Source organism: Rhodococcus sp. NPDC059968, from assembly GCF_042738615.1.
In the GTDB taxonomy this organism is placed as follows: Bacteria; Actinomycetota; Actinomycetes; order Mycobacteriales; family Mycobacteriaceae; genus Rhodococcus_F.
In genome coordinates this window covers 255,532-271,542 of the sequence record NZ_JBHWUE010000002.1, presented here as the reverse complement: position 1 = coordinate 271,542, position 16,011 = coordinate 255,532, and the positions used below count along the sequence as shown (strand labels likewise).

At 68.2% G+C, this 16,011-nt stretch carries 8 protein-coding genes; 6 read left to right on the top strand and 2 right to left on the bottom strand.

The features are described from left to right. The first annotated feature begins 4 nt into the window (after positions 1 to 4). From ACFWAY_RS03840 to ACFWAY_RS03815, 6 genes are all read left to right on the top strand, one after another. Positions 5 to 580 (top strand): DUF732 domain-containing protein, encoded by a 576-nt coding sequence (locus tag ACFWAY_RS03840; RefSeq protein WP_378454419.1) that lies wholly within the window; start codon positions 5 to 7, stop codon positions 578 to 580. A 6-nt stretch (positions 581 to 586) separates the two neighbouring features. Beyond that, positions 587 to 1,567: a cutinase family protein gene (locus tag ACFWAY_RS03835; RefSeq protein WP_378454418.1), complete on the top strand. Its 981-nt coding sequence runs from the start codon at positions 587 to 589 to the stop codon at positions 1,565 to 1,567. 193 nt (positions 1,568 to 1,760) lie between these two features. Further along, positions 1,761 to 2,750 carry an LLM class F420-dependent oxidoreductase gene (locus ACFWAY_RS03830; RefSeq protein ID WP_378454417.1) on the top strand — a complete coding sequence of 330 codons (990 nt, stop codon included), beginning with the start codon at positions 1,761 to 1,763 and terminating at the stop codon, positions 2,748 to 2,750. 186 nt (positions 2,751 to 2,936) lie between these two features. Continuing rightward, positions 2,937 to 4,832 carry a long-chain-fatty-acid--AMP ligase FadD32 gene (gene fadD32, locus ACFWAY_RS03825; protein WP_378454416.1) on the top strand — a complete coding sequence of 632 codons (1,896 nt, stop codon included), beginning with the start codon at positions 2,937 to 2,939 and terminating at the stop codon, positions 4,830 to 4,832. Positions 4,833 to 4,935: 103 nt separating this feature from the next. After that, the gene (gene pks13 / locus ACFWAY_RS03820; protein ID WP_378509874.1) at positions 4,936 to 9,948 is read left to right on the top strand and encodes a polyketide synthase Pks13; all 5,013 of its coding nucleotides are present in this window, start codon (positions 4,936 to 4,938) and stop codon (positions 9,946 to 9,948) included. After that, positions 9,945 to 11,489, top strand: a complete 1,545-nt coding sequence (locus tag ACFWAY_RS03815; protein ID WP_005248832.1) for an acyl-CoA carboxylase subunit beta — start codon at positions 9,945 to 9,947, stop codon at positions 11,487 to 11,489. The genes pks13 and ACFWAY_RS03815 overlap by 4 nt, the downstream gene beginning before the upstream one ends. Before the next feature lie 71 nt (positions 11,490 to 11,560). Here the strand turns inward: ACFWAY_RS03815 and ACFWAY_RS03810 are convergent, their stop codons facing one another. Continuing rightward, positions 11,561 to 12,535: a hypothetical protein gene (locus tag ACFWAY_RS03810; protein ID WP_378509841.1), complete on the bottom strand. Its 975-nt coding sequence runs from the start codon at positions 12,533 to 12,535 to the stop codon at positions 11,561 to 11,563. Between the two features lie 117 nt (positions 12,536 to 12,652). After that, positions 12,653 to 15,976: an arabinosyltransferase domain-containing protein gene (locus ACFWAY_RS03805; RefSeq protein ID WP_378509840.1), complete on the bottom strand. Its 3,324-nt coding sequence runs from the start codon at positions 15,974 to 15,976 to the stop codon at positions 12,653 to 12,655. Positions 15,977 to 16,011: the final 35 nt, after the last annotated feature.

Below are 16,011 nucleotides of genomic sequence, written 5' to 3'. Positions count from 1 at the left end.
ATAGATGCCGCAGCACTCACGTATCAGCACCACCTTCCGACGGGCGATCGCGGTAGGCGCGCTCGCCGTCGCAGCAAGCGGATTGTTGGTCGGGTGCGGTAGCGACGACTCCACGGCCACGTCGAACCCGTCCACCAGCGCCACGACGTCCGCTGCGGCGTCCAGCTCCGCCGAGAGTTCAGCGTCCGCCGCGCCCAGCGCGAGCGCCTCGGCCTCCGCCTCCGCGCCGGTGACCAGCCCGGGTCAGGCGGCGACGGCGCCGCCGGAGCAGCCCGAGGAAGTTCCGGGCGATTTCCCCGGCCCCAGCGAGGTCCCGGTCAGTACCGAAGGCCAGAAGTTCCTCGACGCGCTGAAGAGCAAGGGCATCGAGCCGGCCGCCGACGGCACCATGGCCGTGAGCACCGCCGACTTCATCTGCCAGGCCAAGGCCGAAGGCAAGAGCGACGCCGAAGCGATGGTGTTCGTCACAGCGATGGTCGGCACCGAGGCGTCCGCTGCCGGTCAGGAACTGACCCAGGAGCAGGCGACGGCCAACGCCCAGACCTACATGGATGTCGCCCACGCGACCTACTGCAAGTAGACGCCGATGTCGTTGACCGGGCGCGGAACGCGGAAGAAGAAGAGCAGCCTCCTGCGCAAGCTGATGGTGCTGATCGTTGTCCTGCTGGTGATTCTCGTCGCAGTGATCGCGCTCTGGTATCTCCTCGCCGGGCGGCTGCCCAAACCGATCCCGACCCCGCCCGGTCCCGAACGCCCCAACGCCCAGCCGGCGAGCTGTCCCGACGTCCAGGTGGTGGTCGTCCCGGGCACGTGGGAGTCCAGCCCGACGGACGACCCGTACAACCCGTCGGCCAATCCGGCGTCGCTGATGCTCAACGTGTCGCGGCCGCTGCAGGAGCAGTTCGAGTCGTCGCGCGCCGACGTGTACACGGTTCCGTACGTCGCGCAGTTCTCCAACCCGGTCGCCTTCCCGCCGGACGGGCAGCAGTCGTACAACAACAGCCGCGGCGCGGGCACGGCCGCCACCAACGACATCCTGATCCGTCGTCACGCAGAGTGCCCCCTGACCAGCTTCCTGCTCACCGGATTCTCCCAGGGCGCGGTCATCGCCGGCGACGTCGCGTCGAGTATCGGTGCAGGTGACGGTCCTGTTCCGGCGGATCTCGTACTGGGTGTCGGGCTCATCGCCGACGGTCGCCGCGACCCGGCCACCGCGACGAATATCGGCCAGCCGGTCACCGGCGTCGGAGCCGAACTGTCGCTGGCCGGTCTGCAGATCCCGGGAATCACCATGACCGGTCCCCGCCCCGGCGGTTTCGGTGGTCTCACCGACCGGGCGGTCGAGATCTGCGCCCCGACGGACGGAATCTGCGACGCCCCGGCGCAGGCGTTGAAACCGAGCAACTGGATCGGAAGCGGTCTGCGTCTGCTCGAGTACAACAACAACCCCGTCCACGCGATGTACAACTCGTACGTCGTCGACGACTCCGGCACGACGGCCACACAGTGGATCGCCGGATGGGCTGCCGAGAAGATAGAGGCCGCCCCGACCCCGGCCCACAGTTGATTTTGTGGCGGATGGGTTCACCGTGGTCGGTGAGCCGTGAAACGTCCCAAACAGATAGGCGAGACGCGTACTGGCCGGTAGTGTGCGTTTCTCGGCACCGGTAGAGTGCTGCACGTTGCGGCATCACCGGTGCCCGACCCCACCGATGTTCACGTCCTGAAACGCGGGCGTTTCACCACAGGAGAAGCTATTCATGAGTTCCGACGCCAGCTCGTTGCGTAAGTTCCGATTCGCGGCAGGCGGAGAGGGCAACGCGGACGAGGGCGGCGCGCGTCGGTTCGTCAAGCTCGCGCAGAAGGCCGAGGAACTCGGGTTCGACAGCTTCATGATCCCCGACCACCTGGGTAACCAGGTGGGACCGATCGCCGCTCTCGGAGCACTCGCGATCGCCACGGACAAGATCCGGCTCGGCACCGCCGTCCTCGCCAACGGCTTCCGGCACCCGGCGATCCTCGCCAAGGACGCCGCCACCATCGACGTGCTGTCGGGTGGCCGCCTCGAACTCGGCATCGGCGCCGGCTGGATGAAGGAAGAGTTCGACAAGGGCGGCATCGCCTACGAGCGCCCGGGCGTCCGGATCGCCAAGCTCGAGGAGACCCTGCAGATCCTCGACGTCTTGCTGCGCGGCCAGGAGTGCAACTTCGACGGCAAGTACTACCAGATCAAGGGCCTGACGGGCAGTCCGCGGCCCCGTCAGGGCCCGCGTCCCCCGATCGCCGTCGGCGGCGGCGGCCCCAAGATGCTGGCGCTCGCGGCCAAGTACGCCGACATCATCTCCGTGGCGACGCCGACCAGTAAGGAAGGCAAGCTCCTGCTCTCGGGTGTCACGCTCGAGAAGACGATGGAGCGCGTCGACCGGATCCGGGAAGCTGCCGGTGACCGGTTCGACGACATCGAACTGAACTGGACGATCACCACCATCGTCATCACCGACGACCGTGAGCAGACCGCCGAGATGGCGCTCGCCGCACTCGATCAGGGCTTCCCGCCCAACATCGAGGTCGACACCAAGCTGTCCGTCGAAGACATCCTGAGCTCGCCGTATCTCGCGATCGGGAGCTTCGAGGAGATCGCCGATCAGATACGTATGGTGCGAGAAAAGACGACAATGTCTTACGTCGGTGTGTTCCCCACACAGATGGATGCGTTCGCGCCGATCATCTCGCAACTGAAGGGCGAGTAGACGCAGCGAACCGAGGGCGGCGATGCCAATCTGTAACATATCGATGGTTTGGAATCGATGAACTTATTCGGGTGAGTGGCGTGTTACGTCATTCCCCGCGAGTTGTACAAGATCCGATTCGGCGAAGGAAGTCTGGGGCGCAGTCATGCCGGTGCATGCCTGTGTGATCGCTTCGGAGGAGATGGAATGAACGCGAAGTTCGATGATTTTATCGACGAGAAGGGCCATATCAGGCTCGAATCGGGAAGCACGCTGGTCGACTACGTCCAACGGCACACCCGGGAGAACTCGGACGAGCTGGCATACCGCTACATCGACTATTCGCGGGACAGAGACGGCGAAGCGCAAGAGCTGACCTGGGAACAGTTCGGCCACCGGCTGCGCGCCGTCGCGGCTCGCCTCCAGCAGGTCACCAAGCCCGGCGACCGTGTCGCAGTCCTGGCGCCGCAGGGTCTCGACTACGTCATCTCCTTCTTCGCCGCCATCCACGCCGGAACGATTTCGGTGCCGCTGTTCGACCCCGACGAGCCCGGCCACACCGACCGTCTGCACGCCGTCCTCGGTGACTGCACGCCTGCCGCCATCCTCACGGCCACCTCCTCCGCCGCGGGTGTTCGACAGTTCTTCCGGTCCCTCCCCGCCGCCCAGCGCCCCCGCATCATCGCCGTCGACGCCATCCCCGACAGCGTCGGCGAGTCCTGGGTGCGCCCCGAGATCGGTCTCGACGACGTCGCGTACCTGCAGTACACGTCCGGCTCCACCCGTGTGCCCGCCGGTGTGGAGATCACGCACCGCGCCGTCGGCACCAACGCGCTGCAGATGGTCGACTCCATCGAGCTCAACGAGAACTCGCGCGGCGTCACGTGGCTGCCGCTGTTCCACGACATGGGTCTGCTGACCGTCATCCTGCCCGCCCTGGGCGGCAAGTACATCACCATCATGAGCCCGCGCGCGTTCGTGCAGCGGCCGTACCGGTGGATCAAGGAACTGGCAGCGGTGTCGGACGGTGCCGGCACGTTCGCGGCCGCACCCAACTTCGCGTTCGAGCACGCGGCCGCTCGCGGTCTGCCGAAGAGCGGTGAGAGCCTCGATCTGAGCAACGTGATCGGTCTCATCAACGGCAGCGAGCCGGTCACCACATCGTCGATGCGCAAGTTCAACGAGGCGTTCGCGCCGTACGGTCTGCCGAAGACGGCGATCAAGCCGTCGTACGGCATGGCCGAGGCCACCCTGTTCGTGTCCTCGACCCGGCACTCGGACGAGGCCCGCGTCATCTACGTCGATCGCGACGAGCTCAACGCCGGTCGCGTCGTGAAGGTGGACCAGGACGCCGAGAACGCCATCCCGCAGGTGTCCTGCGGTTACGTCGCGCGCAGCCAGTGGGCCGCCATCGTCGATCCGGAGTCGCGCATCGAGCAGCCCGACGACCGGGTCGGAGAGATCTGGCTGCACGGTGAGAACATCGGCATCGGCTATTGGGGCCGCACCGACGAGACCGCCGAGACGTTCCACAACAAGCTCACCAACCGGCTCGCCGAGGGCAGCCACGCGGAGGGCACGCCCGAGGACGCCAACTGGATGCGGACCGGCGACTACGGCGTCTACATCGACGGCGAGCTGTTCATCACGGGCCGCGTCAAGGACCTCGTGATCGTCGACGGCCGCAACCACTACCCGCAGGACCTCGAGTACTCGGCGCAGGAGGCGAGCACCGCGCTCCGCCCCGGCTTCGTCGCCGCGTTCGCGGTCCCGGCCAACCAGCTGCCCGCCGTGGTGTTCGAGAACACGCACTCGGGTCTGAACTACGACGCGGGCGACTCCTCCGAGCAGCTCGTGATCGTGGCCGAGCGCGCACCGGGTGCGGGCAAGGCCGACCCCCAGCCCATCGCCGACACGGTGCGGGCGGCGTTGTCGAGCAGGCACGGGGTCACAGTGCGCGACATCCTGCTGGTGCCCGCGGGCTCGATTCCTCGTACGTCGAGCGGCAAGATCGCCCGCCGCGCGTGCAAGGCGAGCTACATCGAAGGCACCCTGCGCGGCGGATACACGCAGACGGCCTTCCCCGATAGCGTTTCCGAATAGTCCACTTCCTGACGGGTAGCTTGGTGAGTTGATGGCTGAAAAAGATGATGACCGGGTCGGGGCGAGCGAAGCGACGGGGAATGCCACCGGCAACACCGGTGACATGACGGTCGCGCAGCTGCGCGAGTGGCTGCGCAACTGGATTGCCGACGCAACCGGGCAACCGGTCGGTCAGATCACCGACGACCGCCCGATGGAAGAGTTCGGTCTGTCGTCTCGCGACGCCGTCGCGCTGAGTGGCGAGATCGAGGAATTGGTCGGCGTCACGCTCACCGCGACGGTCGCCTACCAGCACCCCACCATCGCGTCGCTGGCCACCCGCATCATCGAGGGCGAACCCGAGCAGCTCGACGACTCGGCGGACGCCGCGTACTACGCGTCGGTGCCGACGTCGGACGCGCACGACATCGCGATCGTGGGCCTGGCCTCGCGCTTTCCCGGCGCGGGAAAGACTCCTGCCGAGATGTGGCAGATGCTCGCGGAGGGCCGCGACGGCATCTCCGACCTGCCCGAGGGCCGCTGGGAGGAGTTCACCTCCGACCCGCAGATCAAGGCCGCCGTCGAGAAGGCCAACACGCAGGGCGGCTACCTCGACGACGTGAAGACCTTCGACGCGGAGTTCTTCGCGATGTCCCCGCTGGAGGTCGCGAACGTCGACCCGCAGCAGCGCCTCGCGATGGAACTGACGTGGGAAGCCCTCGAGCATGCCCGCATCCCGGCCAGCGAACTCAAGGGTGAGCAGGTCGGTGTGTTCATCGGCAGCTCGGCCAACGACTACCAGCTGCTCGCGGTCAGCGACCCCGTCCACGCGCACCCGTATGCGCTGACCGGTACGTCGACGTCCATCGTCGCCAACCGGGTGTCCTACTTCTACGACTTCCGCGGACCGTCCATCGCCCTCGACACGGCCTGCTCGTCGTCGCTCGTAGCGGTGCACCAGGCGGTGCGCTCGTTGCGGTCCGGTGAGTCGGATCTAGCGCTCGCCGGCGGCGTCAACATGCTCGTCGCGCCGCCCGCCACGCTGGGCTTCGACCAGCTGGGTGTGATGGCCCCCAACGGCCGCATCAAGGCGTTCTCCTCCGACGCCGACGGCATGATCCGCGCCGAGGGCGGCGGCCTCGTCGTCCTCAAGCGTCTCGAGGACGCCGAGCGTGACGGCGACGAGATCCTCGCGGTCATCGCCGGTAGCGCGGTCAACCAGGACGGCCGCTCCAACGGGCTTGCGGCCCCGAACCCCGACGCGCAGGCCGACGTCCTGCGCTACGCCTACCGCGACGCGGGCATCAACCCGGCCGGCGTCGACTACATCGAGGCGCACGGCACCGGCACCATCCTCGGCGATCCCATCGAGGCCGACGCACTCGGACGCGTCGTCGGTCGTGGACGCGCCGAAGACAAGCCCGCGCTGCTCGGCTCGGCCAAGACCAACTTCGGTCACCTCGAGGCCGCCGCAGGCGCCGCTGGCCTGATCAAGGTCGTGCTGTCGATGCGGGAAGACACCCTGCCGCCGACGCTGAACTTCGCCGGACCCAATCCGTACATCGCGTTCGACAAGGCGCACCTGCAGGTCATTCCCGAGGGTGCGGCGTGGCCGCGCTACACGGGCACGGCCGTCGCCGGTGTGTCCGGGTTCGGTTTCGGTGGCACCAACGCGCACGTCGTCGTGCGGGAGTACACCGGACCTGCCGTCGACGAAGCGGCCGAGCCTGTCGACACCGTCGTTCCCGCCGAGGAAGCGGTGGTCGAGACCGTAGAGGCTGTCGAGCCGACGGTTGTGCTCCCGGTGTCGGGTGCGTTGCCGTCGCGTCGTCGTCGTGCCGCCGCGGATCTGGCCGACTGGCTGGAGACCGAAGAGGGCAGCACCACTCCGCTCGCCGATGTCGCGCGCTCTCTGGCCCGCCGCAACCACGGCCGCTCGCGTGCCGTCGTCCTGGCGAAGACTCGCTCCGAGGCCGTCACCGGACTGCGCGCCATCGCCGCCGGGAAGCCCGGGCAGGGTGTGTTCTCGGCGGATTCGCCGTCGTCGAAGGGCGCCGTCTGGGTTCTGTCGGGCTTCGGTTCGCAGCACCGCAAGATGGCCAAGCAGCTCTACCTGGAGAACCCGGTCTTCGCCGCGGCCATCGACGAGGTCGACGCGCTGATCGAGGACGAGGCCGGCTACTCCATGAAGGAGAAGTTCCTCGACGACGCGATCGACTACGACGTCGAGACCTCGCAGGTCGGCATCTTCACCATCCAGATCGGGCTGGCGGCCCTGCTGCGTCACCACGGCGCCGAGCCCGAGGCCGTGGTCGGACACTCGATGGGTGAGGCTGCCGCCGCATACATCTCGGGTGGTCTGCCGCTCGAGGACGCGGTGCGGGTGATCTGCGCCCGGTCCCGCCTCATGGGTGAGGCCGAGGCCACGCTCGAGGGCGACGACATCCGTCTGATGGCGCTCGTCGAGTACAGCGCGGCCGAGATCGAGACCGTTCTCACCGACTTCCCGCACCTCGAGGTCTGCGTGTACGCGGCCCCGACGCACACCGTGATCGGTGGCCCCGAGCCCGAGGTCAACGCCATCGTCGCGCGCGCCGAGGGCGAGGAGAAGATGGCCCGCGTCCTCAAGACGAAGGGCGCCAGCCACACCTCCCAGGTCGATCCGCTGCTGGGCGAGCTGGCCGCGGAATTGGCGGGCATCGAGCCGACCAAGCTGAAGCTGGGCGTGTACTCGTCGGTCGACCAGGACACGTACTACCGCGCCGGCCACGAGCCGATTCACCGCGAGGAGTACTGGACCAAGGGTCTGCGCCACAGCGTGTACTTCACCAACGCCGTCCGCCTCGCCGTGGGCAGCGGGCACACCACGTTCGTGGAGTTGGCGCCCAACCCGGTGGCACTGATGTCCGTGGCCGCCACCGCATTCGACGCCGGTCTGCACGACATGCAGCTCATCCAGACGCTCAAGCGCAAGGAGGACGAGCCGCTCGGTGTCCTCGCCGCGCTCGCGCAGCTGTACGTGCACGGGCACGCCGTCGACCTGTCGTCGCTGCTCCCCGAGGGCGACTTCGCGTCCGTTCCGCGCACCGCATGGATCCGCAAGCCGTACTGGGTGGAGACCCGGATCGATTCCAGCGGCAACACCCGTGTCCCGGGTGCGCACGTGTCGCTGCCCGACGGCCGCCACGTGTGGGAGGTCCAGGCCGGCGCGGTCACCGACCTGCCTGCACTGGTCACCGCCGCCGCGTCGCAGGTGCTGTCGGACGTGACGCTCGCCGCATCCGTTCTGCACGCCCACGCGCCGGCGGAGGGAACGCTCACCACGACGCTCAACCCGCATCCGGGTGGCGCGTCGCTGCAGGTACACGCGAAGAGCGGCCCGCGCTTCACGCTGCTGTTCGACGCCGCCGTCGCGTCCGGCGAGGCTCTGCCCGAGCCCGTCTTCGCGGCCCCGGTGCAGTCGACCTCCCCGGTGGAGGAGCTGCCCGAGGTCGTCGAGGACATCGGTGAGAGGTGGGACCCGAACGGTTCGCAGACGCTCGAAGACCGTCTCGCGCTGATCGTCGCCGAGTCCATGGGCTACGCCCCGGAAGACCTGCCCGCCGAGATCCCGCTCATCGAGCTGGGCCTCGATTCGCTGATGGCCGTCCGCATCAAGAACCGCGTCGAGTACGAGTTCGACATCCCGCAGCTGCAGCTGCAAGCCGTCAAGGATGCGAACCTCATGGAGGTCGCCAAGTACCTGCGTTACGCGGTCGAGAACCGCGAAGAGGTGCAGGCGCTGGCAGACAAGCAGAAGGCCGAGAAGGAAGCGGAGGAGGCCGCGGAGGCCGACCGTGACTCCGAGGCCGCGGAGGCCGACCGTGACTCCGAGGCGGCAGAGGCCGACCGTGACTCCGAGGGCGCCGTGTCCCCGCTCGACGCCGAGGACACGTCCGTGGAGGCCGAGGCCGAGGCGATCCTCGCGGCCACCCCGGTCCAGGAGACGGTCGCAGCCCCCGAGGCAGCCGCCGTGGACGGCAAGGAAGCGGTCGCCGACGCGACCGGTTCCGATGTTCCGCCGCGCGACGCCGCCGAGCGTCTGACGTTCGCCACGTGGGCCGTCGTCACCGGCGAGTCCGCCAAGGGCATCTTCAATACGCTGCCGATCCTGAACGACGAGACGGCCGAGAAGCTGGCGGTCCGGTTGTCGGAACGCGCGAACGGTGAGATCACGTTCGACGACGTCCTCGACTCCACCACCATCGAGGAACTCGCCAACGTGGTGCGCGGATTCCTCGAGGATTCCGGCAAGATCGACGGGCTGGTCCGCGCGCTGCGGCCCCGCCCGGAAGGATCCGACGCCGTCCCCGTGTTCGTGTTCCACCCGGCCGGTGGTTCGACCGTCGCGTACGAGCCGCTGCTGAAGCGTCTGCCCGCGGGCACGCCGATGTACGGGTTCGAGCGCACCGAGGGGCCGATCGAGGTCCGGGCGGCCGAGTACCTGCCGTTGATTCGCGAGATCCAGGGTGACGGACCGTACGTGCTGTACGGCTGGTCGCTGGGCGGTGTGCTGGCCTACGCGGTGGCGAAGCTGCTGCGCGAGTCGGGCGCGGACGTTCGGATCGTGGGCCTGATCGACACGGTCATGGCCGGTGAGAAGGTCGAGGACACCCCGGACGAGATTCGCAAGCGCTGGCAGCGGTACGCCGCGTTCGCGAAGAAGACGTACAACGTGGACTACCCGCTGCCGTACGACAAGCTCGCTGCGGCGGAGAGCGACGAAGAGCAGATCAAGATCCTCACGGAACTGCTCAAGCTGAGTGGCACCAAGATTCCGGGCGGAATCATCGAGCACCAGCGCACGTCGTGGCTCGACAACCGGGCCATCCAGACCGCCGAGATCGAGCAGTACGACGGCGACGTCGTCCTGTACATGGCCGACCGCTACCACGACGACGTGATGAACCTGGAGCCCGCGTTCAAGACCCGGAAGCCGGACGGCGGCTGGGGCGAGGCGGTGAAGAACCTGGAGATCATCCATGTGGGCGGCGATCACATCCAGATCGTCGACGAGCCGTACATCTCGAAGGTCGGTGCCGACCTCACCAAGAAGCTGGCGGCGATCCAGGCCGCCGGAACCGGAGCACATCAGTGACCACGACAACCGCAGAGAAGCTTGCCGAACTGCGCGAAAAGCTCGAAACGGCAAAGGAACCCGCGGGCGAACAGGCGATCGCCAAGCGCGCGAAGAAGGGCATTCCGAGCGCGCGCGAACGCATCGACATGCTGCTCGACCCGGGAAGTTTCATCGAGGTCGGCGGCCTGATGCGCCAGCCCGGTGATCCCAACGCCCTGTACAGCGACGGCGTCGTCACCGGCCACGGGACCGTCGAGGGACGCCCCGTCGCGGTGTTCTCCCACGATCAGACCGTGTTCGGTGGATCCGTCGGCGAGATGTTCGGCCGCAAGGTCGCCGCGATCATGGAGTTTGCCGCCAAGATCGGCTGCCCCTGCGTCGGCATCAACGACTCCGGTGGAGCCCGGGTGCAGGACGCCGTGACGTCGCTGGCCTGGTACGCGGAGCTCGGCCGTCGGCAGGAGCCGCTGTCGGGGATGTGCCCGCAGATCTCGATGATCCTCGGCAAGTGCGCGGGCGGTGCGGTGTACGCGCCGATCAACACCGACGTCCTGGTGGCTACCGAGGAGTCGTACATGTTCGTCACCGGACCCGACGTGGTCCGGAAGATCACCGGCGAGGACGTCAGCCTCGAGGAACTCGGTGGCGCCCGGAACCAGGCCCAGTACGGCAACCTGCATCACGTGGCGGCCGACGAGAAGGCCGCGTTCGAGTGGGTGCGCAAGTACCTCAGCTTCCTGCCGTCGAGTTGCATGGAGAAGCCGCCGGTGGTCAACCCGGGTCTCGAACCGGAGATCACGGACTCCGACCGCGACCTCGACACGTTCATCCCGGACGCCGACAACGCCGGTTACGACATGCACGACATCCTGCTGCGGATCTTCGACGACGGCGAGTTCCACGAGATCGGCGGGCAGGTTGCGCTGAACATCATCACCGGCTTCGCTCGCGTGGACGGGCGCACCGTCGGGGTGATCGCGAACCAGCCGCTGGTCGCGGCGGGTGCGCTGGACGCTCAGGCCTCGGACAAGGCCGCGCATTTCATCCGCATCTGCGACGCCTTCGACATCCCGCTGGTGTTCGCCGTCGACACGCCCGGGTTTCTTCCCGGTCTCGAGCAGGAACGGATCGGCGTCATCAAGCGCGGTGGCCGGTTCATCTTCGCGTTCGTGACGGCGACCGTCCCGAAGGTGACCGTCGTGATCCGCAAGGCGTACGGCGGCGCGTACGCCGTCATGGGCTCGAAGCAGTTGGGCGCCGACATCAACTTTGCATGGCCGACCGCCCGCATCGCGGTGATGGGCGCGGAGGGTGCTGTCGACCTCATCGGGCGTAGGCAGATCGAGGCCGCGGGCGAGAACGCTCCCGCCGTCCGCCGGCAGCTGATCAACTTCTACAACGAGAACATCGCGACGCCGTACATCGCGGCGGAGCGTGGCTACATCGACGCCGTCATCGAGCCCGCCACCACCCGGCTCGAGATCCGTAAGGCGCTGACGATGCTGCGTGACAAGAAGGTACAGCGCAACCCGCGCAAGCACGACCTGATGCCTCTCTGATTCGCCGCCGCCCGCTCGCCCGATGTCGCACAGTCTGATTGCACCACTGTGACATCGGGCGCGGCAGGGGCTCATGCCGACCGCAGCTTCGGTTCGGTGTGGACGAACACCGGCGGCCGGGGGCGTGACGCCGCCAGCGTCTGCGCCGCACGGAGATCCGCGAGCACCGTCGCCGGGTCGGCCTGTATCTGCTTCGGCAAGTGCGTCACGACGATGATTCCCTCGCGCTGCATCCGCGCCCGCCGCCTCATCGTCGCCTGGTGGAGTTCGGGCGAGAAGTGGTACTTCAGCGAGTCGATCTCCCAGGCGACGGCCACGTCGTCCAGCCAGCCGTCGGGACGGGCGATCCACAGCCCGGCGGCGGACAGCACGTCCACGTTGTGCCGCATCGGCGCAAGACCGCTCGTCGCATACACCTTCTGCGCGTGAACCTCGGCGACGGAATGCGCGTCTTCGCTCAGTTCGCGCAGGACCGCCCGGGGCAGGCGGCTCCCGCGGTCGCTGCCCTGCGCGAGTTCGCGCACCAGTTCGTCGACGGTCACGTCGCCGCGCTGGATGCCGCCGGCGAGGAGCGCCCGACAGCTGTCCGCCTGGGGCGTGCGACGTCCCGCGTCCAGGAGGCTGCGCGCCGGGGGAGCGAGCCGCAGGAGCCCCCGGTGGACGGGTGCGGGCATGCGCCACGTCCGCTCGACCTTCACGTACGACCAGTCCCGGCGATGCCGGGTGGACGGGATGAGCAGCAGCACGTCGTTACGGGACGCCGGCGAGGTGTAGCCGTATGCGGCGAGGGCGGCGTGACCCGACAGCAGCGCGTCCGGACCGCCGTATTCGAGCGCCGCCAGATTGCGCTGCAGCGTCGTCGGCGGCCCGTTGTGCAGCAGGACCACGCCGGGGAGGATCCGCTGCCAGGGACCGCCGTCGGTGCAGCGTGCGGAGATGGTGCCCTTCGCGACCCCCAGCCGCTCCAGGGTGGCCGCCCGGACCACACCGTCGCGGCTGACGGCGGCTATCGCAGAGAGATCTTCGGCCCAGGTTCCTCGTCGCATGGGTCCGAGCATGCCGTGGGCGAATCGGACCGGCGCCCGAAAGCCCACGTCGGAAATTGCCCTGTGGATGGACGGAAGGTTGTGGACAACTCCGCGGGCCGCGCAAGCAAGCTGGGCCTACGGGCTGCTGTACACCCGCAGGGTGCCCGGCTTCCACAGTCCGGACCGGGTGGCGGTCTCGGTGTCGACCGTGGCCGCGGTGGCGTCCGGGTAGTACCGGTTGAAGCGCTCGAGGGAGCCCCAGTCGCGACCCCAGTCGTCCCGCATGTAGGTGGGGATGGCGGTGGCGCTGGCGAGCAGTTCGGTGAAGCCGAGGGGGCCACCGTTCTCCGGGGACTGCCAGGTGTCGGTGGAGCTGACGGCCAGCGGGCGGTCGGGGAGGATGCGGTAGTTCGGCATCTCCGCGACACCGTACTGGTGGTCGAACGGGCGCTGGCACGGGAACTGCAGTCCGACGGCCCAGTCCAGCAGCACCGGCTGCGAGCTGCCGATCGTCGAGTTGAGGGTCTCGAGCTTCGGAACCCGCGGCGGGGTGAAGGCCAGCCACTGGTCGCCGGTGAGGTTGGGGTCGTTGGCGACGATCCGCACGGAGTCGGCGTCGGGGGACAGTTCGCTGATCGGGACGCGCAGGTTGCGCCAGGACGGCGCGGGCCCGATGTCCTTGGGCAGGTAGGTGCCCTGGGCCTGGACGGTGCCGTCGGGCTGACGCTTGCCGTATTCGAGGAGCAGCGACTGACCGTAGGTGAGGGCGCCGGTCGAGTCGACCGACCAGATGCGGCCCGCGGCGGACATGACGATCAGCGGGGTGTCGTCGCTGCGCTCGGGGAGTGCGTACCAGCTGGACGACAGCGTCGCCGGTTCCTGCACGCCTTCCTGGTAGCTGCCCATGACGGGGGTGGTGCCGGGGTCGAGTCCGAACGGAAGCTTGGCGGTGCTTCCGTTGACGCCGACGTTTCCGGTGCCACCGCTGGTTCCGGCGCTCGATCCGGTCTCGAAGGTGGGCCCGACGCTCTGGTTGTCGGTGTTGCCCATGCCCTGCTTGACCTCGACGTAGTCGGCGGTCAGGTCGGACGGCACGCCGTTGGGGGAGAAGCCGACGGGATCGGCTCCGCCGAGCGGGTCGGCGGGGTTCGCCAGCGGCTGCGCGGGATCGTTGATGGGTGTGAGGTTTCCGCCGTTGGTGTCGCCTTCGACGAGGACGTCCTCGGCGAGTCCGCACGTCTGCCCGGTGAGGGAGTCGAAGTTCGACCGTGCCAGGGAGTACGCCGGGTACTGGGAGACGGCGCCCTTCAGGAGCGAGAGGACTTCGAACAGCACCATGATGCCGGCGACGACGGTGAGCGGGGCGGCCGCGAATTTCCTGATCCGCCTGCCCTTCTCGGTGTTGGCGCGGGCGGGTGGCGCGGCGAATCCCTCACGCAGGTACTGCCAGGCGGCCAGTGCGACGGCCAGCCCGAACAGGACGAGGAAGAACGTGTTGGACTGGCGGCCGCCGATGGAGACGGCCTTGTCGAACCACGGCACGCCGTAGCTCGAGACGTACCAGTAGCCGTTGATGCCCGCGAACGTCAGGGCCAGCATCAGCAGCAGGCCGGCGAGGAAGATCGTGCGGTTGCGGCGCGACCGCAGCGCGGACGCCGACACGGCGACGGCGGTGAGTGCGGCCAGGGAGCCGGCGATGCCCGCGTACGCCCCGAAGTGGTGGGTCCACTTGGTGGGGTTGAACATCATGAAGAAGATCGTGCCGAACACGACACCGAGCAGACGCCACGACGGGCCGGTGGCGGCACCGGGAATCCGCTTGCGGCGCAGCAGGATGAACAGCGTCGTCAGCAGGCACAGGATCATCGTCAGGAACGCGAAGCGGCGAGCCACCGAACCGTCGACGGTCGGGACGAAGAGGTAGTAGTAGCGCAGGAAGTCCTTGTACCACTCGAGGTTCGGGCCGATCAGGGTGCGGACCCGGGTGGCCTCCATCACCGCGGCGACCGTCTGGTCGGCGAACACGACCACCAGGACGATCGTGCCCGCGGCCACGATCGGAGCCAGCAGCGGCAGCGTCCCCACCTGGCGGTGGCGCTTGACGACGATCCGGACGAGCGGGCGGGCGCCGGCGAGCAGGGCGGCCACACACATCAGTCCCGTCGGGGCGGCCGCGAGAGTGAACGCGCCGATCAGGACGGCGACAGCCGCGGGGAGAAGACGTCCGGTCGCGATGGAACGCTCGATGGAGCACCACGTGAGCAGGGCGCCGAGCGCCACGATGGGCTCGGGCCGCAGGCCGTTGTTGTAGGGCAGCCAGAACGCGAGGAAGACTAGTCCGCCGGTCCACAGTGCGACCTTGTTGCGCCGGACGGACCGGCCGAGGCGGGGAGCGACCTCCCGGCTGATCACCATCCAGCACAGGATGCCGGCGATGAGGGCGGGCAGTCGCATGAACGGGCTGGCCGTCGAGATCTTGGCCATCGCGGCCAGCACGTCGTAGTACCAGCCGAACGGCGCCTCGGGGACACCGAACCAGCGGAAGTAGTTGGCCATGTAGCCGGCGTGGTCGGAGACCCGGGCCATGGTGAGCAGGTAGCCGTCGTCGGACGTATTGGCGCCGATGAAGTGCCACAGCACCAGCGTGCCCACGACGATCGTGTCGAGTCCGGTGAACTTCCACCAGTGCGACGGCAGGAAGTTGCGGTGCCCGCGCCCGTCCGTGCCGTCGAGGCGGCCGAGGGCGACCAGCGCGATGGCCGTGGCGAGGAGGGCCACGATCATGGCGACGAGCTTGATCAGCGTGGGGCTCGACGAGAACCGGGAGTCCACGTTCATCGTGAACGACAGGCCCGCCGGCGCCGCCCCGTCGCGGAGGTCGCTGAACACGCCCACCACCTGCGGGCGGAGGTCGCCGGTGAGGGAACCGGCGATCGGGTCACCGGTCGGAGTGGTCAGACCCACGAACTCGGCGGACGTCGCGTCGATGTTCGACGTGATGCGGATCTCGGTGCAGGCGCCCGACTGCACCTGTGCGCGCGGTGCCGTCGCGATGGTGACGTTGCGGTCGAGCACGTCGACGGACTTGTCCGACACCCGCACGAACATCGCATTCAGTGCCGCACCCTCGCCCTGCGCGGGGGCGGTGGCCAGCAGGATTCCGCCCTGCGGGGGGAGCCCGGCCACCGCGGAACACGGGATCGCCGCCGACAGGTCGACCGGGACCTGCGACATCAGCGGTGCCTCGAGGTCGCCGACGACGCCGTTCTCCGGCCAGTTCACCGCAGCGGTGGTCTGCTGTATCGGCATGAACGGAGTTGCCACTGCCAGCACGAACCCGATGAGGCCGGTGACGATGGCGATCAGGCGAGCGGTCCGGTACTCACTCCGCCGGTCCTGGCGAGCAGGCGGCGAAGTGGATTCGGGATCGGAGACGGAAGTTGTCAGAGCGTCGGGCACGGTTGTCGATGGTATGTCAGGAACCTGAGTAGGCA

Bases quoted from the DNA above. Each gene is read 5' to 3' on its own strand.
- ACFWAY_RS03840 (WP_378454419.1), top strand. From the start codon at position 5: ATGCCGCAGCACTCACGTATCAGCACCACCTTCCGACGGGCGATCGCG.
- ACFWAY_RS03835 (WP_378454418.1), top strand. From the start codon at position 587: ATGTCGTTGACCGGGCGCGGAACGCGGAAGAAGAAGAGCAGCCTCCTG.
- ACFWAY_RS03830 (WP_378454417.1), top strand. From the start codon at position 1,761: ATGAGTTCCGACGCCAGCTCGTTGCGTAAGTTCCGATTCGCGGCAGGC.
- fadD32 (WP_378454416.1), top strand. From the start codon at position 2,937: ATGAACGCGAAGTTCGATGATTTTATCGACGAGAAGGGCCATATCAGG.
- pks13 (WP_378509874.1), top strand. From the start codon at position 4,936: ATGACGGTCGCGCAGCTGCGCGAGTGGCTGCGCAACTGGATTGCCGAC.
- ACFWAY_RS03810 (WP_378509841.1), bottom strand. From the start codon at position 12,535: ATGCGACGAGGAACCTGGGCCGAAGATCTCTCTGCGATAGCCGCCGTC.